Origin of the sequence: Bordetella genomosp. 5 (assembly GCF_002261475.1) — a bacterium.
Classification (GTDB): Bacteria; Pseudomonadota; Gammaproteobacteria; order Burkholderiales; family Burkholderiaceae_B; genus Bordetella.
This window is the reverse complement of the sequence record NZ_NEVN01000013.1, coordinates 182500-208084: the sequence shown is the minus strand read 5'-3', so window position 1 is coordinate 208084 and position 25585 is coordinate 182500. Positions and strand designations below refer to the sequence as shown.

Sequence of the window (25585 nt, the reverse complement as noted above, 5' to 3'; positions counted from 1 at the left end):
AGCTGCTTCCGATGGACAAAGCCTCCGCCATGCGTGCGGCCATCCTGGATCATCTGCACACGGGCGCCTGGCCGGCAGGCCATCGCCTGCCCACCGAGCGCGCGCTGTGCGATCAATACGGCCTGAGCCGATCCACGGTGCGGCGCACCTTGCAGCAGTTGAAAGAGCAGGGGCTGATTTCGCAGCGGGTGGGCAGCGGCACGTACGTGAATGCCTCGGACCATCTCGTGCAGACGGCCCAGGCGCTGCGTACCGAAGCGCTGTCCACCAGCCCGGCCGAGTTGATGGCGGCGCGTCTCGTGCTCGAACCCGCCATCGCCGCCCTGGTCGTGCAGTACGCCACGCCGGCCGATTTCGCCCTGCTCGAGGAGGCCTGTGACCGTGCCGAGGCAGCCGAGAGTTTCGAAGCGTTCGAGGTGTGGGACGCGCGGCTGCATGAGCGTATGGCCACGGCCACGCACAATCAGTTCATCGAGAACGTGTTCGCACTCATGACCGCGGCGCGGTCGCAAGCCTCATGGGGCGCGCTCAAGCGCAAGAGCCTCACGCCTGAACGGCGGCAGGCCTATCAGGAGGAACACCGCGCCATCGTCGACGCCCTCAAAGATCGCGATGCCGAACGCGCGATGGCGCAGGTGCGGCGCCACCTGGTGCACGTACGCGAGAACTTGCTCGGGGTCTGAGCGCGCGTAGCCGCGTGCCGGCGCCGGCGCTATCGCGGCGCGGGCGTGATCGTGGGCTCGCACAGGACCGGGGTCTTGAGCGAGTTCGCCACGAAGCATTGCGCGTGGGCGGCCTCGTGCAGACGATGGGCGAGCGCGAGATCGTCGCCGGGGCGTACCGTGACGCGCGGACGCAGCACGAACTGCGTGAAGTGCCCGCCGGTCTGCGCGTCGCCCTCCACCATGGTCGACTCGGCCGCATCCTCGTAGGCCAGCACCGCGATGCCCGCGTCGGCGCACAGGTGCAGATACCAAAGCTGATGGCAGGCGCTCACCGAGGCGAGCAGCAGGTCTTCCGGGTTCCAGCGGGTGGGATCCCCGCGGAATGCCGGGTCCGACGAGCCGGCGATGTCGGGCCGGCGCGCCGCGCTCAGGCGGTAATCGCGCGCGTAGTCGCGGTAGCTCGAGGTGCCGGTGCCGGTATTGCCGGTCCAGATCGTGTCGACGCGATAACGATGTTCGTGAGCCATGGCTTTATAGGACAGAGCGCGCAGCGCGGTGCCTGAAATAGTACGCCATTTGGTATACCATTTGCCAGATGAACAAAGCGTCCGACATTTCCTTTCTCAGCGCGAGGCGATCATGAACCGGCTGCCCGCCAAGGCCGTCGGCACGGGGTCGGCCGCCGACGCACTGGCCGATGCGCTGCGCGACATGATCTGCCGCGGCGAGCTGGCCGACGGTGCGCGCCTGGTGGAGCGCGATCTGGCCGAGCGTTTCGCGGTCAGCCGCGTGCCCATGCGCGAGGCGATCCAGCGGCTCGAACACGAGGGGCTGGTGCAGACGCAGCGCCATCGCGGCGCGGTGGTGCGCACGCTGCACGCCGACGATGTGCGCGACATCTACGCGCTGCGCATGTTGCTCGAGGGCGATGCCATCGAGCGGGCGGTGAGCCGGATCGACGACGTGACGCTGGCGCGCGCCGAGCGCGTGCACCGTCAGCTGGGCGAGGCGGGTACGGCGGCGCGGCAGCACGCGCTGAACCGCGAGTTTCACGAGATTCTCTATGGCGCCTGCGGCAATGCGCGTCAGGTCCAGGCCATCCGCGACCAGCGTATCCAGATCGAACGCTACGAGCGGCTGCAACGCCGCGTGCTGGCCGAGACGCCCGCCTTCCAGCACGAACACGAGACGATCCTGCGCGCCTGCCGCGCCCGCGACGGGGCGCACGCGCGGGCCATGACCGAGGCGCATCTGGCCTCGGCGCGTGATCTGGTGCTGCGACTGGTGGCGCGCGGCACCGACGACTGAGCGCGCCTACCAGACCTCCGCCGGACCGCCCGGCGTGCGCACGCGGCTCGCGAAGCGCTCCGCCAGAAAATCGATCAGCACGCGGGTCTTGGCGGGCAGGTGCAGCCGTTCGGGATAGAGCGCGTGAATGTCGGCGGGCGGCGTGCGCCAGCCCGGCAGCACCTCGACCAGACGGCCGGCGCGCAGGTGCGCCATGACCTCCCATTCCGACCGCATGACCACGCCGTGGCCCGCCAGCGCCCACGCGAGCGCGCTCTCGCCGTCATTGGATGACAGGGCGCCGCGCACCTTGATGGTCTCGCTGCGCTGGCCCGACTGCAGGTGCCAGGTGCCGTAGGCGAGTTCGTCTTCGCGGATCACGATGCAGCGATGACGGGCGAGATCGGCCGGCGTGCGCGGCTCGCCATGGGCCCGCACGTATTGCGGTGACGCGCAAAGCAGCCGGCGGTTCGAGGCGAGCAGCCGCGCCACCAGCCGTGCATCGGGCAGCGTGCCGAAGCGGATCGCCACGTCGTAGCCTTCATCGAGCAGGTTCACGGGCCGATCCGACAGGTGCAGTTGCACCTCCACGTCGGGATAGTCGCGCGCGAAATCGGCGATGGCCGGCACGAGATGCGTGCGGCCGAACCCGAAGGTCGCGTTGATGCGCAGCAGCCCCTGCGGCCGCTCGCGGGTGTTGGTGACGCGGCGCTCGAGGGCATCGAGGTCGGCCAGGATGCGCGCGCCGTCGGCGAGGTAAAGCTCGCCTTCGGCGGTGACGCTGATGCGGCGCGTGGTGCGATTGAGCAGCCGCACGCCTAGCCGCCGCTCCAGATTGGCCAGCCGGGTGCTGACCGCGGGCGGCGTCAGGCCGAGCTCGCGCGCGGCGGCCGACAGATTGCCGTGCCGCACCAGCAAGGAGAAGAACGCCAGATCCGAGAGCCCGTCCATCGGTATTTATAAATCAAATTTAAGAAAGGTTTTTTCTCTTGTTAATTATAAGTTCTGAATAGGCTTATACACTGGTTCCACGAGCAGACCGGCCGCGGCATTCCGCCCGCAGGCCGGCGATTCCGGAGACAAGACCATGAACAAGAGCTGGATCCGTTGGACCTGTGCCTGGCCCCGCGCGCACCGCCTGGGCGCGCCGCTGATGCTGGCCGCCGCACTGCCTCTCGCCACCCTGAGCGCGCCGGCCGCGGCCGCCGACGCGTTTCCGGCGCGCGCCATCACGCTGGTCGCGCCGTTCGCGCCCGGTGGCAGCGTCGACATTGCCGCGCGCCTGGTGTCGGATGCCTGGGCCCGGGAGTTGGGCCAGAGCCTGGTGATCGAAAACCGCGCCGGCGCGTCCGGCAACATCGGCATGGCGGCCGTGGCGCGCGCCAAACCCGACGGCTACACGCTCGCCATCAACACCATGTCGCTGGCCATCAATCCGGCACTCTTCGCCGAGATGCCGTTCGACACGCGCAAGGACCTGCGCAGCGTGGGCACGATCGGCACGTCGCAACACGTGCTGACCGTGACGCGCGACTTGCCGGCGCAGGACCTGAAGTCGCTGCTGAGCCAGTTGCGCAGTCAGCCGCCCAACACCTGGAGCTTCGGCTCGGCGGGCACGGGCAGCACCTTCCACATGGCGGCCGAGCTGTTCAAGTCGGTCTCGAAGACGCAGATCCTGCACGTGCCCTACAAAGGCGGCGGTCCGGCCATGGTCGACACGATCAGCGGCCAGGTGCAGATGAGCTTTCCGGTGCTGTCGGCGGCGCGGCCGCAGGTCGAGGCCGGCAAGCTGCGCGCCCTCGGCGTGACCGGCACCAAGCGCTCGCCGCTGCTGCCCGACGTGCCGACGATCGCCGAGGCCGGTCTGCCCGATTACGCCTTCACCACCTGGTTCGTGGTGAGCGCGCCGGCCGGCACGCCCGACGCCGTGATCGAGAAGCTCAACGCCACGCTCGGCCGCGCCTTGGCGCAGCCGGCACTGGCCGAGCGCATGGCGCGCGAAGGCTTCGATCCGCTCGTTTCCACGCCGGCCGAGACCGACAAGTTGGTGGCCGACGAGATGCAGCGCTGGGCCGTCATCGTCAAGGAAGCGGGCATCACCGCCAACTGATCACCCGGATCCGGCGGGCGTGCCCGCCGATCCCTCATCACGCAGCAAGGAACGGCCATGACCGGCAGCACCCTCTACGACAAACTGGTGGCCTCGCACGAGGTGGCACGGCTCGACGACGAGCATGTGCTGCTCTATGTCGATCTGCACATCATGAACGAGTACACCAGCCCGCAGGCCTTTTCGGGGCTGGCCGCGCGGGGCCGCGAGGTGTTGCGGCCGCGCCAGCAGATGGCGGTGGTGGACCATGTGATTCCGACCCACCCCGTGGCGGCGCGCGATCGCGTGATCGTGCAGGACGACGCCGCGCTGCAGGCGCGCAACCTCAAGCGCAACTGCGATGCGCAGGGCATCGCGCTGTTCGACACCACCGATCCGCTGCAGGGCATCGAGCATGTCATCGCGCCCGAACACGGCATGATCCTGCCGGGCATGGTGGTGCTCTGCGGCGACAGCCACACCACCACCTACGGCGCGCTCGGCGCCCTGGGCTTCGGCATCGGCACCTCCGAGGTCGAGCACATCCTGGCCACGCAGACCCTCGTGTACCGCGTGGCCCGCAACATGCGGGTGCGCGTGGACGGGGCGCTGGGCCCGGGCGTGAGCGCCAAGGACCTGGTCATCTACATCGTGCATCGTATCGGCGCGCAGGGCGCGGTGGGCTACGCGGTGGAGCTGTGCGGCACGACCATCGCCGCGCTTTCGGCCGAGGCGCGCATGACGGTGTGCAATATGCTGGTGGAGGCCGGCGCGCGCGCGGCCCTGATCGCGCCCGACGCCATCACCGATGCCTACGTGAGTGCCCGCGCGCTGCACCTCACGCCCGAAGAGCTGCGGGACGCGCGCCACAGCTGGGCGTCGTTGCACAGCGACGCCGACGCCGTGTACGACCGCGAGTTCACGATCGATGCGGCCGGCATCGCCCCGTATGTGACCTGGGGCACCAGCCCCGATCAGGCCCTGCCGGTGGACGCCGTCGTGCCGGATCCCGAGGCCGCGGGAGATGCGCTGCAGGCGCTGGCCGCGCGCAAGGCGCTCGACTACGTTGGGCTGCAGGCGGGCCAGCCCATCGCGGGCGTGCCCATCGACCGCGTCTTCATCGGGTCCTGTACCAACGCGCGGATCGAAGACCTGCGCAGCGTGGCCGAGATCGTGCAGGGCCGCCATGTGGCGCCGGGCGTGCGCGCGATGGTGGTGCCCGGCTCGGGCGCGGTGCGCGATCAGGCGCACGACGAAGGCCTGGATCGCATCCTGATCGATGCCGGGTTCGAATGGCGCCAGCCCGGCTGCTCGATGTGCCTGGCCATGAACGACGACATGCTGGCGCCGGGTGAGCGCTGCGCGTCGACCACCAATCGCAATTTCGAGGGACGGCAGGGACGCGCCGGCCGGACCCACCTGATGAGCCCGGCCATGGCCGCGGCGGCGGCCCTCACCGGCCGCATCACCGACGTGCGCACGATCGATGCGCAGCTAGCCGCGGGAGCCGCGCGATGACCTCTTCCTCTACCGTGCTGCGTGGTGTGGCCGCGCCGCTGCCGTATTCGAATCTTGACACCGACCAGATCATGCCCAAGCAATTCTTGCGCATCATCGACAAGGCGGGTCTGGACCGCGGGCTCTTCTACGACCTGCGCTTCGACGCCAGCGGCGCGCCGCGCCCCGACTTCGTGCTCAATCAGGCGCCCTGGCGCCAGCCCGCGTTCCTCGTGGCCGGACCGAACTTCGGCTGCGGCTCCAGCCGCGAACACGCGGTGTGGGGCCTGCAGCAGTTCGGCGTGCGCGCCATCATCGCGCCGAGTTACGGCGAGATCTTTCATGCCAACGCGATGAACAACGGCCTGCTGCTGATCCGTCTGCCCGACGCGCAGGTGCAGGCGCTGCTCGGCCGGGTGGCGCGGCCGGACACCTGCGAACTCGAGATCGACGTGCTGGCGGGTCAGGTGCGGGCGGGCGACGACGTGCGCTACGATTTTGCGATGTCGGCGCGTCAGCGTGGCATGGTGGCCGAGGGGCTGGACATGATCGGCGCCACGCTGCGCCAACTGCCGGAGATCACGCGCTTCGAAGCTGCGCACCGGCAGCGCCAGCCCTGGTTGCAGGATGCCGCGGCGCGGGTTCGCGCGCGGCTGGACCAGACTGCCAAGGAAACCGCATGAGTGAATTGCTGGACGCGCCGCTACGCCATTATCAGGTCAACGGCATCGAGATCGCCGCCCGCACCGCGGGCCAGGGCCCGGCGCTGCTGTTGCTGCATGGTCATCCGCAAAATCATCTGATCTGGCAGCGCCTGTGGCCCGCGCTCACGGAGCGCTACACCTGCGTGGCCGCGGATCTGCGCGGCTATGGCGACAGCGCCAAGCCGCCCGCGTCGCCCGATCACTCGGCGCACGCCAAGCGCACCATGGCGGCCGACATGCACGCGCTCATGCAGGCGCTCGGCCTGCCGCGCTACAGCGTGCTGGCGCACGATCGCGGCGCCCGGGTCGCGCACCGTCTGGGGCTGGATCGGCCCGAGGCCGTTCAGGCCATGATGCTGCTCGACATCGCGCCCACCCTCGACATGTACGAAGGCACCACGCGGGCCTTCGCGCAGGCGTACTTTCATTGGTTCTGGCTGATCCAGCCGGCGCCGGGTCCCGAAACCTTCATCGGCCACGATCCCGCTTTCTATGTCCGGTCGGTGATGGGCGGACGGCCGGGCGGGCTGGCGCATTTCACGCCCGAGGCGCTCGCCGATTACGAGCGTTGCGCGCGTCTGCCCGGCTGGGCCACTGGCATCTGCGAAGACTACCGGGCCTCGGCCACCGTCGATCTGGAGCACGACCGGGCCGGCCGAGCGGCGGGCGAACGCCTGGCGATGCCGGTGCGGGTGCTGTGGGGCGAGCGCGGCGCGGTCGGCCGCAATTTCGCGGTGCTCGATCTCTGGCGGGCGGTCTGCCGCGAGGTCGACGGCCGGGCGCTGGACGCCGCGCACTACCTGCCCGAGGAGGCGGCCGACGCGGTGCGCGACGAGGCGCTGGCGTTCTTCGGCATACACGCTCCGGCGGCAGGGGTATGAAATAGGGGCCGGAGCGCGAATGGTAAGCTTCGCCGATGAATCGAGCCCCCCGGCGCAACGCCTCTTCCGACCCCGAATTTAGCGTGACCGAGATCCGCCGTGCCGACGTGAACGAGCCGGCGGGGGCGGGCAACGGCGCGGGCGGCGGCACTGCCGTGGGCGCAAGCGCCCCGGCCGGGCGCACCGGCGCCGACCGGGCGTTCACGGCCACCGATTCGCCCTGCGTTGCCATCTGCTCGACCCTGTTCGACGAGATCTGCCGTGGCTGCGGACGCAGCGCCATGGAAGTCGCCAACTGGGTCTTCATGACCGAAGAAGAGAAGCAGGCCGTCTGGACCCGCATCCTGGCGCAGGGCTATCCGCGCCGGCCCTGAGCCCGGCCCGCCTGTCTTTGGCATGTCATCTGCCGTAGGCCTAATCGTGCCATCGCTCACGACAGGTCCTACCCATGCGCATCGTTCTCGTCACGGATGCCTGGCATCCTCAAGTCAATGGCGTGGTCCGCACCTGGACCGCGATGTTGCGGCTCCTGCGTGAGTGGGGCCACGACGTTCTGGTGGTGAGCCCCGAGGGCGCCCGCACCATTCCCGCCCCGTCCGAACCCGAATTGCGCCTGTGCATCCAGCCTCGCCGCCAGCTGCGGCGCGTGCTGGGCGACACGGTGCCCGACGCGTTGCACATCGCGACCGAGGGCCCGCTGGGGCTGGCGGCGCGCCGCATGGCGCTGTCGCGCGGCTGGCGCTTCACCACGGGCTTTCACACGATGTTCCCAGAGTATCTCGAGGCCCGCATGGGCATCCCGGCGTCGCTGCCGTGGCGCTTCATGCGCTGGTTCCATCGGCCGTCGCAGCGCGTGCTGGTGCCCACGCCGACGGTGCGCGACATCGTCGCATCGCGCGGTCTCACGAATCTGCAGGTGTGGTCGCGCGGGGTCGACGGGCAGAAGTTTCAGCCGGTCGAGCGCGATGCGTTCGCCCACCTGCCGCGGCCGGTCTATCTGTCGGTCGGCCGCGTGGCCCGCGAGAAGAACCTCGACGCGTTTCTGTCGCTCGACATCCCGGGCAGCAAAGTGGTGGCGGGCGGCGGGCCCGACGAGGCGCGGCTGCGCAAGAAGTTTCCCAACGCGCACTTCCTGGGGCCGCAGGCCGACGCGCAACTGCCGTCGTTCTACAGCGCCGCGGACGTGTTCGTCTTTCCGAGCCTGACCGATACCTTCGGCCTGGTGATGCTGGAGGCCATGGCGTGCGGCACGCCGGTGGCCGCCTTCGATACCGAAGCGCCGCGCGCCGTGGTGCGCAACGGCGTCACCGGATACATCGACGCGGACCTCGCCCGCGCCTGCACGCAGGCCCTGACCCTGGATCGCGCCACGGTGCGCGCCCATGCGCTCACCCGCACCTGGGACGCCATCGCCCACGACCTGCTCGCCGCCCTCGTCCCGATCGACGGCCGCGCCGCCTGGAGCGAGCCGAGCATCCAGAGCGCATGACATGTTATTCGGGGTTTTCGCGCCCCTCGCCCAGACGCTACAATGGCGCAATCCCTGAGGAGCGCTGCGACGAACCGCCGGTGAGTGCCATGCACCCGCCGCGCCAGGATCGCCAGGCTCAGGAATCCTTGTTCAGTCGGATCGCATCGCGGTCTGGCAGCAGCAACGGCGCTCACCTTTGTCGCTTCGGGCGGGAAAGGCGATTGCGCGCCGAGGATTCCGGTGTGTGCTTCGCGTTGTCCGGCCGGTTGCGATGACCAATGCCGTTGACCTTATCCACGTGGAGTTTCACACCATGAATGCAGTGACCGACAAATCCGTTGCCGACTACATCGTCGCCGACATGGGCCTGGCCGGCTGGGGCCGCCGCGAGCTCGCGATCGCCGAAACCGAAATGCCCGGCCTGATGGCGATCCGCGAAGAATTCGCCGCCAGCCAGCCGCTCAAGGGTGCCCGCATCGCCGGCAGCCTGCACATGACCATCCAGACCGGCGTGCTGATCGAAACGCTGGTGGCCCTGGGCGCCGAAGTGCGCTGGGCCTCGTGCAACATCTTCTCGACCCAGGACCACGCCGCCGCCGCCATCGCCGCGACCGGCACCCCCGTGTTCGCCATCAAGGGCGAAACCCTCGAAGAGTACTGGCAGTACACCCACAAGATTTTCGAGTGGCCGCAAGACCGTCACGCCAACATGATCCTGGACGACGGCGGCGACGCGACCCTGCTGCTGCACCTGGGCGCCAAGGCCGAGAAGGACATCTCGGTGCTGGCCAAGCCGGGCAGCGAAGAAGAGCGCGTGCTGTTCGCCGCCATCAAGGAAACGCTGGCGCGTGATCCGAAGTGGTACTCGGCCCGTCTGGCCGAGGTCAAGGGCGTGACCGAAGAAACGACGACCGGCGTGCATCGTCTGTACCAGATGTCCCAGAAGGGCGATCTGGCCTTCGCCGCCATCAACGTCAACGATTCCGTCACCAAGTCGAAGTTCGACAACCTGTACGGCTGCCGTGAGTCGCTGGTCGACGGCATCAAGCGCGCCACCGACGTGATGGTCGCGGGCAAGGTCGCGGTCGTGGCCGGCTACGGCGACGTGGGCAAGGGCTGCGCCCAGGCGCTGGTCGCGCTGCGCGCCCAGGTGTGGGTCACCGAAATCGATCCGATCTGCGCCCTGCAGGCCGCGATGGAAGGCTTCAAGGTCGTGACCATGGAAGAAGCGGCCAAGCACGCCGACATCTTCGTGACCGCCACCGGCAACTACAACGTCATCACGCGCGCCCACATGGACGCCATGAAAGACCAGGCCATCGTCTGCAACATCGGCCACTTCGACAACGAAATCGACGTCGCCTCGATCGAAGACCTGCAATGGGAAGAGATCAAGCCGCAGGTCGATCACGTCATCTTCCCGGATGGCAAGCGCATCATCCTGCTGGCCAAGGGCCGTCTCGTGAACCTGGGCTGCGCCACCGGCCACCCCTCGTTCGTGATGTCCTCGTCGTTCGCCAACCAGACCATCGCGCAGATCGAGCTGTTCACGCGCAACGAAGCCTACACCTCGGGTCAGGTCTATGTGCTGCCCAAGCACCTCGACGAAAAGGTCGCGCGCCTGCATCTGAAGAAGCTGGGCGTGAACCTCTCCACGCTGTCGCAGGCCCAGGCCGACTACATCGGCGTGCCGGTCGAAGGCCCCTTCAAGCCGGGTCACTACCGCTATTGATCCTGTAGCACAATAAGGGGCAGAGCCCGCGCCGCAGTGGCGCGGGCCTCGCTACTCACAGGAGAACGATCATGGCATTGATACTCGTCTGGATCCTGAACGCCGTGGCCTTGCTGGCCGTGGCGTACCTCTTGCCCGGCATCGCGGTGGCAAGCTTCGGTTCCGCGCTCATCGCGGCGCTGGTGCTGGGCCTGCTCAACATGCTGGTCAAGCCGGTATTGGTGCTGCTCACGCTGCCCATCACGATCGTGACCCTCGGATTGTTCCTGCTCGTCCTCAACGCGCTGTTGTTCTGGTTCGCCGGCTCCGTGCTGCGCGGGTTCCAGGTCAATGGCTTCTGGTGGGCCGTGGCCGGGGCGATCCTGTATAGCCTCATCTCCGGTCTGCTGACCAAGTTGATTCCCTGATGACTCAGACCACCCCTCCCGCGCTCAGCCTGGAGTTCTTTCCGCCGCGAGACATCGCGGCGCAAGAGCGCCTGGTGCGCGCGGCCAAGCAGTTGCTGGCGATGCAGCCGAAGTACGTCAGCGTCACGTTCGGCGCGGGCGGCTCGACGCGCGAAGGCACGGCCGATACGGTTCGCACGCTCTCCAATCTGGGGTGCGACGCGGCGCCGCATCTGTCGTGCATCGGCGCCACGCGCGACCAGCTGCGCGAGATCCTGGCGCGTTACCGCGCCGAGGGTATCAAGCGTGTGGTGGCCCTGCGTGGCGACCTGCCTTCGGGCATGGGCGGCGACGCCGGCGAGCTGCGCTATGCCAGCGACCTGGTGCGCTTCATTCGCGAAGAAACCGGTGATTGGTTCCACATCGAAGTGGCGGCCTATCCCGAGATGCACCCGCAGGCGGTCAGCCCGACCGTGGACCTCGATCATTTCGTGACCAAGGTCCAGGCCGGCGCCAACGCCGCGATCACGCAGTATTTCTTCAACGCCGATGCGTACTTCGACTTCGTCGATCGTGCGCGCGCGCGTGGCGTGACCGTGCCGATCGTGCCGGGCATCATGCCCATCACCAACTACAGCCAGCTGTCGCGCTTCTCCGAGATGTGCGGCGCAGAGCTGCCGCGCTGGATCCGGCTGCGTCTGGCCGAGTTCGGCGACGACAAGGCCTCGATCCGCGCGTTCGGCGCCGAGGTGGTGACCGAGCTGTGCCAGACCCTGCTCGACAACGGCGCGCCGGGCCTGCATTTCTACACGCTCAACCAGGGCGACGCCACGCTGTCCATCTGGAAGAACCTCGATCTCTGAACGATCCCGGCCTTCCATGCAAAACGGCACCCTCGGGTGCCGTTTTGCATGCTGCGCGCCCAGCGGCTTCAGTCGGCGTAGACGCCCGCCTTGCGGATCATCGCACCCCACTTGTCCGTCTCGGCCTGCAGCCAGCTTTGCAGGCCTTGTGGCGTCCGCTTGGCGGGCGGCACGATCTCGGCGCCCAGCTCGGCCATGCGCTGCGTGAACGCGGGATCCTCGAGCGCCGCGCGCAGCGCCGCGTTGATCTTGTCGATGGCGGCGGGCGGCGTGCCCTTGGGCGCATAGATGCCGTGCCACACCTTCACCTCGAAGCCCTTGAGCCCGCCTTCCTGCAACGTGGGCGCGTCGGGCAGCGCCTTGATGCGGTCCAGCGTGGTGACGCCGTAGAACTTCACGTTGCCCGACTTGATCTGCGGAATGGTCTGCGTGGTCTGGTCGCACAGCACATCCACCTGCTGGCCCAGCAGCGCGCTCATCGCGGGCGCCGTGCCGGCGTAGGGGATGGTGGTGAACTGCGTGCCGATGGCCTCCTGCAGCAGCATGCCGCACAGCTGCGACACCGCGCCCGGCCCGGCGTTGGCGAGGTTGATCTTGCTGCCCTGTTCACGCGCATACTTGATGAAGCCGCCCAGATCGCTGGGCGGCAGATCCTTGCGCGCCAGCACGGTCATGGGCACATCCGCGACCTGGCCCACGTAGGCGAAGTCCTTGAGCGGATCGTAGGGCAGCTTGCGATACAGCGCCGGCGCGGTCGCCATGCCGTTGTGGTGGATCAGCAAGGTGTAGCCGTCGGCATTGGCGCGCGCCACGAAGTTCGGCGCCAGGGTGCCCCCCGCGCCGGTGCGGTTCTCGACGACGATACTCTGGCCCAGCGTCTTGGCCATGGAGGCGCCCAGCGCACGCGCGACCACATCGGTGGGCCCGCCCGCGGCGAAGGGCACCACCAGCGTGATGGCATGCGTGGGAAAGCCCGATTGGGCCAGGGCCGGGCCAGTCAGCGCCAGCGCGCCGGCCAGGACGGCCGTGCGGATACGGGGAAATTCCATGTCTCGCTCCTGTTCTTGTGACCCGCCGGACGTGGCGGCAGGGATCGGCTAGTGTCGGACAGGGACGGCGGCAGGGGAATTTGGCTTTACCGAAGCGCTGCTTAGCGAGCGCGAAATGCGGGTTGCCCCGTATGGGGATAACGTGGGGCGCCCGGCTAGGGGCGGCCGGCTAAGTGCGGCCGGCTAGGTGCGCCCGGCGAGGGGCGGCCGGCGAGGTGCGGCCGGCCAGCGAGGTGCGCCCGGCGAGGCGTGACCAACGAGGCGTGATCCGTGAGGCGGACTCGTCCAGACGCGCCCGCGAAGGGCGCGCGTCGCTCAGGTCGGCTGCTGGCCCGGGCTGCCCTGGGCCAGGGCCTGCGGCGTCGCGTAGTCGCCGCTCGTGTTGAGCCCGACGGGCGCGATGCGCACCGGCTGATGCTCGCGGTGGGCCGGCACCAGCGAGTCCGGGCCATCCGGGCGGGTCCAGAGCGGATCCGGGATCTCGGCGAACACCTGGCGCAGGCGTTCGCCCCAGGAGCTGCGGATCATCGAAAAATACTCGTTGTGATCATCGATGCTGGCGAAGTGCGTCACGCGCAGATTGTCGGCTTCGTAAACCAGCAGATCGAGCGGCAGGCCGACCGAGATGTTGGAGCGCAAGGTCGAATCCATCGAGATCAGGGCGCACTTGGCGGCCTCGTCGAGCGAGGTGTCGGGCTGCAGCACGCGGTCGAGGATGGGCTTGCCATACTTGGACTCGCCGATCTGGAAGTACGGGCATTCCGGCGTGGCTTCGATGAAGTTGCCGGCCGCGTAGATCTGGAACAGCCGGCAGCGCTCCTGGCCGATCTGGCCGCCGAAGATCAGGTTGACGTTGAACTCCACGCCCTGGTCATGCAGGGAGGCCGCGTCGCGCGCATGAACCTGACGTACCGCATCGCCGACCCGGCGCGCGGCCTCGAACATGTTCGGCACGCGCCAGATCGAATCGGCCCGATTGGCGTCTTCCTGGGCCAGCGTATTGACCACCGCCTGCGACACCGCCAGATTGCCCGAGGTCATGAGCACCATGACGCGCTCGCCCGGCAGCTCAAACACACTGAGCTTGCGGAAGATGCTGATCTGGTCCACGCCCGCATTGGTGCGCGAGTCGGACAGAAAGACCAGGCCTTGGTCGAGTTGGGCGGCGATGCAGTAGGTCATGGAAACAGGGAGGACGAAAATCGTGCCCCGATATTGTAGGGGAGGGGCGCGCCGGCGCGCACGGGGCGGCCAGTGTTGCGTCCCTCGAATCCTACTGCTGCGCGGCCTGCTGGACCTGCACCGTTACGCTCATGGATTCTTCGCCGCCGCCGCTGCGCACGCCGCGCACCGGCGAGGCGGAATCGTAGTCGCGCGCCACCGCCAGGCGGCAGTGGCAATCCGACGCGAACTGGCGGTTGGTGACGTCCACGCTGACCCAGCCCTGTCCCGCCAGCCAGACGTCGACCCAGGCATGGCTGGCCGCGTGCTCGGCCTCGGTGTAGAGATAGCCGCTCACATAGCGCGCGGGCAGGCCCATGCCGCGCACGCAGGCCAGATAGAGATGCGCGTGGTCCTGGCACACGCCGTGGCCCAGGGCGAGCACCTCTTCGGCCGCGGTGGTCACATCCGTGGTGCCGGGCTCGTAGGCCACGCGGCCGCAGATCGCCTCGGCCAGCGCCAGCGCATCGGCGGGGGTGTGCATGCCGCCGGGCAGCACGGCCCGGGTGAAGTCATGGATGGCCGCGACGCTCTGCGTGAGCGGCGTCTGCACGCAGAAAGCGTGCAGCGGCAGGCGGCTGTCGTCGTGGTGCAGGCGGCCCTCGGGCAGGTTGTCGATCTCGATATGGCCGGTCACGCGCAGCTCGATCTCATCGTGCGGCCGCGTGAGCGTGAGGGTGTGCGTGATATTGCCGTAGGCGTCGACCTGTTCGGCGAGCGGACCCGGCGCTTCGATGTGCCAGCGCAGCGCACGCTGGTGATCGTCGAGCCGGGGCGTGAGGCGCAACACCTGAATGCTGTAGCTCACCGGCGCTGTGTAGCGGTAGCGCGTCACGTGGCGGATCAAATGTTTCATGGGGGCTCCGGGGGCGTCAGACCGACAGTGGCAGCAGGAAGTCCTGGCTGACGCGATTGCCCAGATCGTTCACACGATCCAGGAAGCGTTCGAGAAAGCGGTGCAGACCGCCGCCGCGCAGAATGTCTTCGACGCGGGCATAGCGCAGCTCCGCACAAAGCATGCCGGCGCGGCGTTCCGTCTCGGCCGAGCGCTGGTTCGACACGCGCGCGAGATCGTCGGAGACCGCTCCGATCGATGCCACGAGCGAGCGCGGCATGTCGGCGCGCAGGATCAGCAGCTCGGCCACCCGGTCCGGCGTGATGACGTCGCGATAGACCTTGCGATACACCTCCAGGCCCGACACCGAGCTCAGAATGGCCGACCAGCGGTAAAACTCGCTGTTCACGCCCTGGTCGGCGTCTTCGCCTTCGTGAAACTTCACGTCCAGCAGCCGCGCCGTGTTGTCGGCGCGCTCCAGGTGCATGCCCAGCCGCAGGAACACCATGGCCTCGTCTTCGAGCATGGTGCCGACCGTGACGCCGCGCGCCAGATGCGAGCGGAACTTCACCCACTCGAAAAACTCGCCCGGGTTGCGCTCGAGCTGGTCGCCCTGCAACCGCTTCTGCAGATCGAGCCAGGTGGTGTTGTAGGTTTCCCAGACCTCGGTGGTGAGGCTGCCGCGCACGGCGCGGGCGTTTTCGCGCGCGGAACGCAGGCAGGCGTAGATCGACGATTGATTGTCGGGGTCGCGCACCATGTAATGCAGCACGCTTTCCGGCGTGACCTCGGGATACTTGTCGCGATACCCGTGTTGCAGCTCGGAGATGCGCAGCAGCGCGCGCCAGGAGTTGTCCCGCGTGAGCGGATCCTGCGGCAGCAGCGACATCTGCAGGTTCACGTCCAGCATGCGCGCGGTGTTCTCGGCGCGTTCGATGTAGCGGCACATCCAGAACAGATGGTCGGCGGTTCGGCTCAGCATGTCGGTTCTCCGCGAGTCAGTCTTCCAGCACCCAGGTGTCCTTGGTGCCGCCGCCCTGGCTGCTGTTGACCACCAGCGAGCCTTCGACGAGCGCCACGCGGCACAGGCCGCCCGGCACGGTACGGATGTCCTTGCCGCACAGCACGTACGGGCGCAGATCCACATGACGCGGCGCCACGCCTGCCTCGACATAAGTCGGCGTGGTCGAGAGGGCCAGCGTGGGCTGCGCGATGTAGTTGGCCGGGTTGGCGCGCACGCGATCCTTGAAGGCCTCGACCTGCGCCCGCGTGGCCGTCGGGCCCACGAGCATGCCGTAGCCGCCCGCGCCGTGCACTTCCTTGACCACCAGCTCGTGCATGTTGGCCAGCACGTGCGAGAGTTCGTCGGAGCGGGCGCATTGCCAGGTCGGCACGTTCGACAGGATGGGTTCTTCGCCGAGATAGAAGCGGATCATGTCCGGCACGTACAGATAGGTCGACTTGTCGTCGGCGATGCCGGTGCCGATGGCATTGGCCAGCGTGATGCGGCCGGCGCGGTACGCCGACAGCAGGCCGGGCACGCCCAGCACGGAGTCGGCGCGAAACGACAGCGGATCGAGGAAGTCGTCGTCGAGCCGGCGGTAGATCACGTCGACGCGGCGCGGGCCGCGCGTGGTGCGCATGTACACCGTGTTCTGGTCCACGAACAGATCCTGGCCCTCGACCAGCTCCACGCCCATCTGCTGCGCCAGAAACGCGTGCTCGAAGTAGGCGGAGTTGTACATGCCGGGGGTGAGCACCACCACGGTGGGCTCGTCGCTCACGTTCGGCGCCACCTCGCGCAGGTTGTCGAGCAGCAGGTCGGGATAGTGCGCCACCGGCTGGATCTTGATGCGCGAAAACGCCTCCGGCAGCAGCCGCATCGACATCTTGCGGTTTTCGAGCATGTACGACACGCCGGAGGGCACGCGCAGATTGTCCTCGAGCACGTAGAACTCGCCCGCGCCGGCCCGCACGATGTCCACGCCGGCCACGTGGCAATAGATGCCTTCGGCCACGTCGATGTCCTGCATCTCGGGACGGTACTGCGCATTCAGAAAGACCTGTTCGGCCGGAATGATGCCGGCGCGCACGATGTCGTGGTCGTGATAGATGTCGTGGATGAAGCGGTTGAGCGCGCGGACCCGCTGCTTCAGGCCGGCATCGAGCCGGCGCCATTCTTCGGCGGGAATGATGCGCGGCACCAGATCGAACGGGATCAGGCGTTCGGTGCCTGCGGCGTCGCCCGCGACCGAGAACGTGATGCCTACCTTGCGGAAGTTGAGATCGGCCTCGATCTGCCGCGCGCTCATCGCGTCCGGGGGTTCGCCGGCCAGCCATTGGGCGAAGGCGCGGTAATGCGGGCGCACCTTTCCCTGGGTGTCGTACATCTCGTCGAAGGCGACGGGCCGCGTGACGGCATCGAGCATGGCATCTCCTGCTGGGTATGGCGCCGCGGGGCGGCGCGGGCGTCATGCAGACGCCTTTATTCATGTCATGGGCACAAGCAACAGCCATGCCAGCTTTGCACGGCATGGAGCCAGGATCAGGCGCGCGGCGTACGCGCGGGCGGCCATGCGCCGCGATGGGGCGGCCGCGCGGCGCGCGTGGCGGCGCGCAGGCCGGCGCGGCACGGAATCGGGCACCGGCCCGGCCTCGATGTGGTGCGTCCCCGGCGCAGGCAGGCGCGCCGGAGCGGGGTTCAGTTCAGCAGGAAGCGCTGTACGCCGGCGCTGCCCTGGGCCGTCCCGCCCGTGCCCAGCGGGGCGTCCGGCATCCAGCCCTCGGGGGTCAGGATGGCGTCGAGCGGAAAATCATGCGCGGCGGGCGCGTAGTCGTCGGGCAGCAGGCCTTCGGTCCAGGCAACGCCGATCGTGATCGGGTCGATGCCCTGATCATGCAACGCCGCCAGGGTGCGGTCGTAGTAGCCGCCGCCGTAACCCAGACGATCGGCCGCCAGGGTGTACCCGAGCGTCGGCACCAGGATCACGTCCGGCTGCACCACGGCGCCATCGGCCGGTTCGGCGATGCCATGCACGCCCGCGCGCATGGCGGCGTCGGGGGTCCAGAGACGGAATTCGAGCGCAGCGTCGCGCTGCGCGATCACCGGCAGGCAGACCTCGTATCCGGCCAGCACCCATTGCTCGAGCAGGGGGCGCAGATCGGGCTCGTCGGCCAGGGGCCAGAACGCGGCGATGCGCTTGAGCGCTTGCCCGGCCTCGGCCAGGGCCTCGCGTGCCAGATTGGACCAGGTGAACAGCCGGGCGCGCATGAGCAGAGCGCCACGGGCGCGCGCCTCTTCGGGCAGCGCGGCGCGGGCCTGGCGCAATCGCGTACGTAACGCGACTGCGGTATTCTCTGCATAATTTTCGTTGTGCATGCGGTTCGGCAGGGGGGCTGGCTATGGATCAGGCAATCAGGCAACAGAAGCAGGTGCTTGAGTCGCAAAGGTATCAGAAATCCGCCGGCGGGGCGCAGCTCCCCGCGTGGCGTCGCGCCTTGCCGATTCTCACCCTGTTTACGGCCGCCTGTGCGCCCGTCGATGCGCAGCAGCGCGCCCAGGCGCCCGCCGCCGCGGAGCCCGCCGCGCTCACCCTGCAGTCCAGTCTGCCCGACGATCAGGCCCGCCGGCCCATCGCCGTCCCGGCCGCCGTGCTGGCCGGTCTGCCGCCGTCGCCCGACACCGCCGCCTCGCAGGCCGTGGTGGCGGCCCGCGAGGCCAACAACCGCAAACAATGGTCGGTGCTCGCGGCCATGGTGCCGCAGGCCAAGGGCGATGTGCTCGCCATCTACCCCGAATACTGGTTGCTGCGCTACCAGCTCTGGAGCCCGCCGGGCGGCAAACGCCCCGTGGCCGAGCTCAACCGCTTCCTGAACGCCAACGCGGGCAGCTATCTCGAAGACCGTTTGCGCGGCGATTGGATTCAGGCGGCCGCGCGCAGCGGCGACTTCGAAACCATCCGCAAGCTCGCGCCCGTGCAGGCCGGTAATTCGCAGGTGCAGTGCGCCACGCTGCTGGCGCGCCACATGACCGGCCAGCGCGCCACCGCCGCGCAGGCGCAGGCCGCATTCGGTTCGGGTTCGCAGTGCTGGTCGCTCTACGACCAGCTCGTGGCCGATGGCGTGCTGGGCTGGGACCAGATCCAGCCGCAGATGCGCGATGCGCTCGAGGTCAATCGCACCACCGATGCGCGCAAGCTCGCGACGTACATCTTCGAGCCGCAGGACATGAAGACCTACGACGCGATGATGAAAGACCCGATGAAGTGGCTGGTGCGCCAGGACAAGTCGCCGGTCGGCCGCAACGAAAAAGAGCTCGTCGGGCTGGCCCTGGCGCGTCTGGCGCGCGGCGACATCAGCGTGGCCGATTCGTATCTCACGCGCGAGTGGTCGCGCCATCTCGCCAAGCCCTATCAGGCCTGGGTGCGCGGCCAATACGCGCTGGTGGCGGCCATCAATCTCGATCCGCGCGCCGACGCGTGGTATCGCGAGGCGGGTCACATCGCCATGACGGACAACAACCACGCCTGGAAGGTGCGCTCGGCGCTGCGTCAGCCGCGCATCGACTGGCCGTGGGTCATCGCCTCGATCAACACCATGACGGCGGACCAGCAGGCCGAGCCGGTGTGGGTGTACTGGAAGGCGCGCGGCGAGCTCGCGCTCGGCCGCAAGGACGAGGCCCAGCGCGGCTTTGCCAGCATCGCCGACGGCTTCGACTTCTATGGTCAGCTGGCCACCGAGGAGCTCGGCCGCCGCATCACGGTGCCGGCACGCCCGGCCGCCGTCACCGACGCCGAGATGGCCGAGGCGCGCGCCAATCCGGGTCTGCAACGCGCCATCTATATGTTCCGCATGGGCTGGCGCGCCGAGGCCGTGCCCGAATGGAATTTCTCGATTCGCGGCATGACCGATCGCCAGCTGTTCGCCGCCGCCGAGCTGGCCCGCGCCGAGGGCATCTTCGACCGCGTGGTCAACACCTCCGAACGCACTCAGCGCGAGTTCGACTTCACGCAGCGCTTCATCGCGCCCTTCGAGGGCAAGGTCAGCGCCAAGGCGCGCGCCATCGAGCTCGATCCGGCCTGGGTCTATGGCCTGATCCGCCAGGAATCGCGCTTCATCATGGATGCCCGCTCGCACGCGGGCGCGTCGGGCCTGATGCAGCTCATGCCGGCCACCGCCAAGTGGGTGGCGGGCAAGATCGGCATGCAGGATTTCACGCCCGGCAGCGTGAATGATTTCGACGTCAACACCGAGCTCGGCACGCAGTATCTGAACATGGTGCTGCGCGATCTGGATGGATCGCAGGTGCTGGCCAGCGCGGGCTACAACGCCGGGCCGGGCCGGCCGCGCAACTGGCGCGCGACCTTCACGCATCCGGTCGAGGGCGCGGTGTTCGCCGAAACCATCCCGTTCCACGAAACCCGCATCTACGTAAAGAGCGTGATGTCCAACGCGGTTTATTACGCCGCGCTCTTCAGCGGTCAGCCGCAGTCGCTCAAGGAGCGCCTGGGCAAGATCGTGCCGCCTTCGGTGGTGGCCGCCAAGGCAGGGCAATGAGCGCGGGCGCTGCGCACGCCGATCCCGCCATCGATGGTCTGCAGGTGTACATCGTGGGCGGCGCGGTGCGCGACGAGTTGCTCGGCCAGCCCGCGGGCGACCACGATTGGGTGGTGGTGGGCGCATCGCCGGCCGACATGACCGCGCGCGGTTTCCTGCCGGTGGGCGGCGATTTTCCGGTGTTCCTGCATCCGCGCACCAAAGAGGAATACGCGCTTGCGCGCACCGAGCGCAAGTCGGGGGTGGGCTACAAGGGCTTCACCTTCCATACCGGCACCGACGTCACGCTCGAACAGGATCTGCAGCGGCGCGATCTCACCGTCAATGCGATCGCGCGCACGCCCGAGGGCGAGCTGGTCGATCCGCTCGACGGTCAGGCCGATATCCGCGCGCGCATCCTGCGCCATGTGGGCCCGGCGTTCGCCGAAGATCCGGTCCGGATCCTGCGCCTGGGCCGCTTCGCCGCGCGCTTCGGCGAGTTCGGCGTGGCCCCCGAAACGCTGCGGCTCTGCCGCGACATGGTCGAGGCGGGCGAGGCCGACGCGCTGGTGCCCGAACGGGTCTGGAAAGAACTCTCACGCGCGCTTATGTTGCCGCGCCCCGCACGCATGCTGGAGGTCCTGGCCGAGACCGGCGCGCTGCCGCGCGTCATGCCGCAGCTCGAAGCCTGGCGCGAGGCCGCGGCCGATCTGGATCGGGCCGCGGACGCCGGCCTGCCGCTCGCGGGCCGCTACGCCCTGATGAGCCGTCATGCCACCGATCGCGATGGCTTGTCGCAGCGACTGCGCGTGCCGACCGAATGCGCCGATCAGGCGCGTCTGCTGCCGGCGGTGTTGCAGGCGCTGCCACAGGCGGAGCAAGCCGCTGCGCGGCTCGCCCTCATCGAGCAGTGCGACGGGCTGCGCAAGCCGCAGCGATTCGTCGAGCTGCTGCAGGCGGCGGCGGTGGTCACGCCGGTGGATGTGCCGGCCTGGCAGGCCGCGCTCGACGCGGTCCGGGGGGTGGATGCCGGCGCCATCGCGCGCGCCTGCGCCGGAGATCCGGCGCGCATCAAGCCGGCGCTGCACGAAGCGCGGCTTCAGGCGCTGGACGCGCTTCAGCGTTGAGGTGAGCAGGCCGCGCGGGCCGATTTAGCAGGCCGCGCTTCGCCAGCCGCGCCTCGCCGGCCGCACCTGGCCGGCCGCACTTCTCACAGCGCGCCGCGGCGGTCGCCCCGGCGAAAGCCCATCAGGCCGCCGGGGATATCCCGGCCCACCGCCAGCACCTTGAACAGCTCGCCCATCTCGGCTTCCGACAGCAGCTTCTGCACCGGGGCGGCCAGCTGCGCATAGGCGCGGGTATCCGAGGGGTCGATGCGCGCGAGCGCTTCCAGCACACCGGCGTTCATCAAGAAGCGCGCCTGCGAGGTGTACCCCAGCACGTCAAGGCCGCCCTCGAGCGCCGCATCGGCCATGGCCGTGAAATCGACGTGGGCCGTGATGTCCTGCAGCCCGGGGGCGACGAACGGATCGGCGTGCGCGTGGTGGCGCAGGTGGCACATCAGCGTGCCGCCCGCGCGCTGCGGGTGGTAATACTCGTGGCGCGGAAAGCCGTAGTCGAACAGCAGCGCCGCGCCGCGCGCGAGCCATTGCCCGACGCCGCGCATCCAGGCCTCGGCCTGCAAGTTGATCTCGGACACGTATCCCGGCAGCGGCGGCATGCGCGGGGTCACGGCCTGGGTCAGCGCCGCTTCGGCGGGCCGGTCGGCCCACACGAAGTCGCCGTCGGCATCCAGCGCCACGCCGCGCGCCATGACCTCGGCCTGATCGCTCCAGGCGAAGAGCTGCACCGGCATGGCGTCGAGCACTTCGTTGCCGAGCACACAGCCCACGAACTGCTCGGGCAGGGTGTCGAGCCATTGCACCTGGGCGCCGAACGGCGCGAGCCGCGCCTGCTGGCGGGCCCGCAGGTCGGCCGAGACCTCGACGATGCGGTACTGCGCCTCGATGCCCTGCGCACGCAGCGCCGTGAGCACCGCCTCGGCCAGCGCGCCGGTGCCGGCGCCGAACTCGAGCACCGTGTCGCCCTCGCATTGGGCCAGGACTTCGGCGACCTGCCGGGCCACGGTGTGGCCGAACAAGGGCGTGAGTTCGGGGGCGGTGACGAAGTCGCCCGTGGGCAGACGGCGCGCCCGGGCTTCGGTCGCCGGCGCGAGTTTTTCGGCGCCCGCGGTGTAGTAACCCAGGCCGGGGGCGTACAGGGCCTGAGACATCCAGGCATCGAACGGCAGCCAGCCGTCGTGGGCGCGCACGAGGTCGCGCAGATGATCGCCCACGCGCTGGCTATGGGCCGCGCTGGCGGGATCGAGGTCGGGCAGGTTGGCAGGTGAGGATCGCATGAGCGCTATTTTCCCATGGGCGCACAAAGCAAAACACCCCGCCGGGGCGGGGTGTTCATCAGGCGTCGAGATGCGGCGCAAGCGCCGCGTCACGCTCAGCCGCGGCGATCGGCCGACTTGCCGAAGCGCTTGGGCGCGCCGCCGGGGCCGCTGCGCTTGGCGAAGCTGGGACGGTCACCGAAGTCACGCTGGGGACGATCACCGAAGCTGCGTTGCGGGCGGTCACCGAAGCTTTGCGGACGGTCGCCGTCGCGCTGCGGGCGGTCGCCGAAGCTGCGCTGCGGACGATCACCGAAGTCGCGCTGGGGGCGGTCGCCGTACGGACGCTGGGGACGGTCACCGAAGTCGCGCTGCGGACGATCGCCGAACGGACGCTGGGGACGGTCGCCGAAGCTGCGCTGGGGACGATCACCGAAGTCACGCTGCGGACGGTCGCCATACGGACGCTGGGGACGATCACCGAAGTCGCGTTGCGGACGATCGCCGTACGGACGCTGGGGACGGTCACCGGCATCGCGCTGGGGGCGGTCGCCGAAGCTGCGCTGGGGGCGATCACCGAAGTCACGTTGCGGACGGTCGCCGTACGGACGCTGGGGACGGTCGCCAAAATCACGCTGCGGGCGATCACCGAAGTCGCGCTGCGGGCGGTCGCCGAACTCACGCGGAGGACGGTCGCCGAATTCACGCGGCTTGCGGTCGAAACCACCGGGCTTGCCATGACGCGGGCCACCCTTGTTGAAGCGGCCACCGCCACCACCGGTGCTCGGACGCGGCGTGCGTTGCGGTTCCAGACCGGCGATCACTTCGGGCGTGATCGACTGGCCGATGTAGTGCTCGATACGGCGCACCTTGTGGCGCTCCGAGTGCGTGGCCAGCGTGAACGCCAGACCATCGCGGCCGGCACGGCCGGTACGGCCGATACGGTGCACGTAGTCTTCGGCTTGCAGCGGCAGGTCGAAGTTGACGGCGTGGGTGATGGCTTGCACGTCGATACCACGGGCGGCGACGTCGGTGGCCACCAGGATGCGAACCTGGCCGCGTTGCAGCTGGCTCAGGGTGCGCGAACGCTGGCGCTGGTTCATGTCGCCGTGCAGGGCAGCGGCGGCGAAACCTTCGTCGGCCAGGCGGTCGGCCAGATCATCGGCGCCGCGCTTGGTGGCGGTGAAGACGATGGCCTGATCCATGCGCACATCGCGCAGCACGTGGTCGAGCAGACGGCGCTTGTGGTCGGCGTCGTCGGCGTACAGCAGGCTTTGCGTGATGTTGGCGTGCTTGTCGCGGTGGCCGGCGATCTCGATGCGCTGGGGATCGCGCATCATCTTTTCGGCCAGGCGGGCAACGCTGCCGTCGAGCGTGGCCGAGAACAGCAGGGTCTGGCGCTCGTTGGGCAGGCGGCTGATGATGGTTTCGATGTCTTCGATGAAGCCCATGTCCAGCATGCGGTCGGCTTCGTCGAGCACCAGGGTGTGCACGGTGTTGAGCTTGACGCGACCGGCCTTGAGGTGGTCGATCAGGCGGCCCGGCGTGGCGACGAGCACGTCGACACGGCGCGACAGCGCCTTGAGCTGCGCGCCGTAGGGCATGCCGCCCACGACGGTGGCGGTACGCAGGCCCGGCAGATTGCGGCCGTAGGAGCCCGTGGCTTCGGTGACCTGGAGCGCGAGTTCGCGGGTCGGGGTCAGCACCAGCACCTGCACGCCGGTACCGGCGTTGGCCGGCATCGAGGCGATGCGGTTGAGGGCGGGCAGCATGAAGGCGGCGGTCTTGCCGCTACCGGTCTGCGACGAGACCATGAGATCCTGGCCGGCCATGGCTTGCGGGATGGCGGAGGCCTGGACGGGCGTGGGTTCGGTGAAACCGGCTTCCTGAAGGGCCGAGAGAATAGTGGGCGCCAAGCCCAAGTCTGCGAAAGACATAGCTTTTCCTTGCCGCGTGATGCGGCGCATTCCTGCATGGACGGGCTGGCCGATCTGACGGCGCCGGATACCAGGCAGCGGTTGATGGAGCATCGTGCCGACCGAATCAACCGTGCGCGTAGTGCGATCCATTGAGGCGATCGCGGGGCGAAAGGAAAGAGGTCAGGAAGCGATGAGCTTCGGCATGAGGCCGGGGACGTACTCTGTGTAGCCCGGGCTGACTGCGGATACGCGTATTGAGCGTGTGAAAAATGCCGAATCTGTTTGGTGCAGCGCAGCGATCATAACGCGAATTCGCGCTGTTGGGCAATTTTTTTACGAGTTGATGTCCAGTCAATTAGGGTTTTGCCTTGTGTCCCCAACCAGCTGTTCACCTGGGAGAAGTGTCCGTTGCCCAGGAAAGGCACCGGGGGACGGCTCGCCGACAGGGGCGAGGGGTGGTTGGATTGCAACACCAGATGATTGTGGCCCGGCGGCAACAGCGCCGCCTTGGTCTGGGCGTGCGCTCCCCACAAGAGAAACGCCTTGGGCTGCGGGTCGGCCGCCACCTGGGCCACGATCGCATCCGTCACGGTTTCCCAGCCGCGCTTGGCGTGCGAACCCGCCTGACCGTCCTCGACGGTGAGCGAGGTGTTCAGCAGCAGCACGCCCTGGCGCACCCACGCGCTCAGGTCGTGGCCCAGCGGCCCCGCCTCGGGCGCCTCGCGCAGGATTTCCTTGAAGATGTTGCGCAGGCTGGGCGGACACTTGCAGTCGTCGGGCACCGAGAACGCCAGGCCCTGGGCCTGGCCCGGGCCGTGATACGGATCCTGGCCCAGGATGACCACGCGCACGTCCTGCGGGGCGAGCTCGGCGAGCGCGCGCCACGGCGTGGCGGGATACACCGTCGCGCCCTCGGCCAGGCGCTGCTCGACGTGGGCCGTGATGGCCGTCAGCGCCGTGGCCGCCGGACCGCGCTGCAGGGTGTCGCGCCAGGGCGCGGGCAGGGCGGCGAGCTGGGTGCTCAGGGCGCCCGGCTGCAGGCGGTTGTCGTGCAGGGTGGCGGGCGAAGGCATA

Annotated in this window: 24 protein-coding genes and 1 riboswitch; of the genes, 13 read left to right on the top strand and 11 right to left on the bottom strand. The window is 68.7% G+C overall.

Annotation, left to right across the window (positions count from 1 at the left end; genetic code table 11):
- The first annotated feature begins 11 nt into the window (after positions 1 to 11).
- Entirely contained in the window at positions 12 to 683 is a 672-nt protein-coding gene (locus CEK29_RS21920; protein ID WP_094804745.1) for a FadR/GntR family transcriptional regulator, read from the top strand.
- Positions 684 to 712: 29 nt separating this feature from the next.
- Here the strand turns inward: CEK29_RS21920 and CEK29_RS21915 are convergent, their stop codons facing one another.
- Positions 713 to 1192 (bottom strand): OsmC family protein, encoded by a 480-nt coding sequence (locus tag CEK29_RS21915; protein WP_094859335.1) that lies wholly within the window; start codon positions 1190 to 1192, stop codon positions 713 to 715.
- 112 nt (positions 1193 to 1304) lie between these two features.
- On the opposite strand from CEK29_RS21915, the gene CEK29_RS21910 reads away from it, so the two are divergent.
- Complete coding sequence (locus tag CEK29_RS21910) at positions 1305 to 1973, top strand: GntR family transcriptional regulator (protein WP_094859334.1); 669 nt, start codon at positions 1305 to 1307, stop codon at positions 1971 to 1973.
- A 6-nt stretch (positions 1974 to 1979) separates the two neighbouring features.
- Here CEK29_RS21910 and CEK29_RS21905 read toward each other — a convergent pair whose 3' ends face one another.
- Positions 1980 to 2903: a LysR family transcriptional regulator gene (locus CEK29_RS21905; RefSeq protein ID WP_094859333.1), complete on the bottom strand. Its 924-nt coding sequence runs from the start codon at positions 2901 to 2903 to the stop codon at positions 1980 to 1982.
- Between the two features lie 202 nt (positions 2904 to 3105).
- On the opposite strand from CEK29_RS21905, the gene CEK29_RS21900 reads away from it, so the two are divergent.
- The 9 genes from CEK29_RS21900 to metF all read left to right on the top strand — a co-directional run bounded on the left by CEK29_RS21900 (position 3106) and on the right by metF (position 11575).
- Positions 3106 to 4062 (top strand): tripartite tricarboxylate transporter substrate binding protein, encoded by a 957-nt coding sequence (locus CEK29_RS21900; RefSeq protein ID WP_094859463.1) that lies wholly within the window; start codon positions 3106 to 3108, stop codon positions 4060 to 4062.
- A gap of 57 nt (positions 4063 to 4119) precedes the next feature.
- Positions 4120 to 5559 (top strand): 3-isopropylmalate dehydratase large subunit, encoded by a 1440-nt coding sequence (leuC, locus tag CEK29_RS21895; protein ID WP_094859332.1) that lies wholly within the window; start codon positions 4120 to 4122, stop codon positions 5557 to 5559.
- Positions 5556 to 6221 (top strand): 3-isopropylmalate dehydratase small subunit, encoded by a 666-nt coding sequence (gene leuD, locus CEK29_RS21890; protein ID WP_094804735.1) that lies wholly within the window; start codon positions 5556 to 5558, stop codon positions 6219 to 6221. Before leuC ends, leuD begins: the two co-directional genes overlap by 4 nt.
- Positions 6218 to 7123, top strand: a complete 906-nt coding sequence (locus CEK29_RS21885; RefSeq protein ID WP_094859331.1) for an alpha/beta fold hydrolase — start codon at positions 6218 to 6220, stop codon at positions 7121 to 7123. Before leuD ends, CEK29_RS21885 begins: the two co-directional genes overlap by 4 nt.
- Before the next feature lie 155 nt (positions 7124 to 7278).
- The gene (locus CEK29_RS24155) at positions 7279 to 7497 is read left to right on the top strand and encodes a DUF1289 domain-containing protein (RefSeq protein WP_249279218.1); all 219 of its coding nucleotides are present in this window, start codon (positions 7279 to 7281) and stop codon (positions 7495 to 7497) included.
- Between the two features lie 74 nt (positions 7498 to 7571).
- On the top strand, positions 7572 to 8612 hold the full coding sequence (locus CEK29_RS21875; protein WP_094804729.1) for a glycosyltransferase family 4 protein: 1041 nt from the start codon (positions 7572 to 7574) through the stop codon (positions 8610 to 8612).
- Positions 8613 to 8662: 50 nt separating this feature from the next.
- Positions 8663 to 8793: riboswitch (S-adenosyl-L-homocysteine riboswitch) on the top strand.
- Positions 8794 to 8907: 114 nt separating this feature from the next.
- Entirely contained in the window at positions 8908 to 10326 is a 1419-nt protein-coding gene (gene ahcY / locus CEK29_RS21870) for an adenosylhomocysteinase (RefSeq protein ID WP_094804727.1), read from the top strand.
- Between the two features lie 71 nt (positions 10327 to 10397).
- Positions 10398 to 10733 (top strand): phage holin family protein, encoded by a 336-nt coding sequence (locus CEK29_RS21865; protein WP_094804725.1) that lies wholly within the window; start codon positions 10398 to 10400, stop codon positions 10731 to 10733.
- Positions 10733 to 11575, top strand: a complete 843-nt coding sequence (gene metF, locus CEK29_RS21860) for a methylenetetrahydrofolate reductase [NAD(P)H] (RefSeq protein WP_094804723.1) — start codon at positions 10733 to 10735, stop codon at positions 11573 to 11575. Before CEK29_RS21865 ends, metF begins: the two co-directional genes overlap by 1 nt.
- 68 nt (positions 11576 to 11643) lie before the next feature.
- On the opposite strand, the gene CEK29_RS21855 is transcribed toward metF, so the two are convergent.
- From CEK29_RS21855 to CEK29_RS21830, 6 genes are all read right to left on the bottom strand, one after another.
- Entirely contained in the window at positions 11644 to 12624 is a 981-nt protein-coding gene (locus tag CEK29_RS21855) for a tripartite tricarboxylate transporter substrate-binding protein (RefSeq protein ID WP_094859330.1), read from the bottom strand.
- A gap of 315 nt (positions 12625 to 12939) precedes the next feature.
- Complete coding sequence (locus CEK29_RS21850; protein ID WP_094859329.1) at positions 12940 to 13806, bottom strand: proteasome-type protease; 867 nt, start codon at positions 13804 to 13806, stop codon at positions 12940 to 12942.
- Between the two features lie 91 nt (positions 13807 to 13897).
- On the bottom strand, positions 13898 to 14701 hold the full coding sequence (locus tag CEK29_RS21845; RefSeq protein WP_094859328.1) for a transglutaminase family protein: 804 nt from the start codon (positions 14699 to 14701) through the stop codon (positions 13898 to 13900).
- A gap of 16 nt (positions 14702 to 14717) precedes the next feature.
- Positions 14718 to 15662, bottom strand: coding sequence for an alpha-E domain-containing protein (locus CEK29_RS21840; protein WP_094804715.1), 945 nt, complete (start codon positions 15660 to 15662; stop codon positions 14718 to 14720).
- Between the two features lie 16 nt (positions 15663 to 15678).
- The gene (locus tag CEK29_RS21835; protein WP_094804713.1) at positions 15679 to 17109 is read right to left on the bottom strand and encodes a circularly permuted type 2 ATP-grasp protein; all 1431 of its coding nucleotides are present in this window, start codon (positions 17107 to 17109) and stop codon (positions 15679 to 15681) included.
- A 272-nt stretch (positions 17110 to 17381) separates the two neighbouring features.
- The gene (locus CEK29_RS21830; protein WP_094859327.1) at positions 17382 to 18059 is read right to left on the bottom strand and encodes a 5-formyltetrahydrofolate cyclo-ligase; all 678 of its coding nucleotides are present in this window, start codon (positions 18057 to 18059) and stop codon (positions 17382 to 17384) included.
- Positions 18060 to 18082: 23 nt separating this feature from the next.
- On the opposite strand from CEK29_RS21830, the gene CEK29_RS21825 reads away from it, so the two are divergent.
- A complete protein-coding gene (locus CEK29_RS21825) occupies positions 18083 to 20236 on the top strand; it encodes a transglycosylase SLT domain-containing protein (RefSeq protein ID WP_094804709.1) in 2154 nt (717 codons plus the stop codon).
- Positions 20233 to 21342, top strand: a complete 1110-nt coding sequence (locus CEK29_RS21820) for a CCA tRNA nucleotidyltransferase (protein WP_094859326.1) — start codon at positions 20233 to 20235, stop codon at positions 21340 to 21342. Before CEK29_RS21825 ends, CEK29_RS21820 begins: the two co-directional genes overlap by 4 nt.
- Before the next feature lie 83 nt (positions 21343 to 21425).
- Here CEK29_RS21820 and CEK29_RS21815 read toward each other — a convergent pair whose 3' ends face one another.
- The 3 genes from CEK29_RS21815 to CEK29_RS21805 form a co-directional block, all read right to left on the bottom strand.
- Positions 21426 to 22613, bottom strand: a complete 1188-nt coding sequence (locus CEK29_RS21815) for a class I SAM-dependent methyltransferase (RefSeq protein ID WP_094859325.1) — start codon at positions 22611 to 22613, stop codon at positions 21426 to 21428.
- 95 nt (positions 22614 to 22708) lie between these two features.
- Positions 22709 to 24529: a DEAD/DEAH box helicase gene (locus tag CEK29_RS21810; protein ID WP_170948588.1), complete on the bottom strand. Its 1821-nt coding sequence runs from the start codon at positions 24527 to 24529 to the stop codon at positions 22709 to 22711.
- A 281-nt stretch (positions 24530 to 24810) separates the two neighbouring features.
- Complete coding sequence (locus CEK29_RS21805; protein ID WP_094859324.1) at positions 24811 to 25584, bottom strand: uracil-DNA glycosylase; 774 nt, start codon at positions 25582 to 25584, stop codon at positions 24811 to 24813.
- Position 25585: the final 1 nt, after the last annotated feature.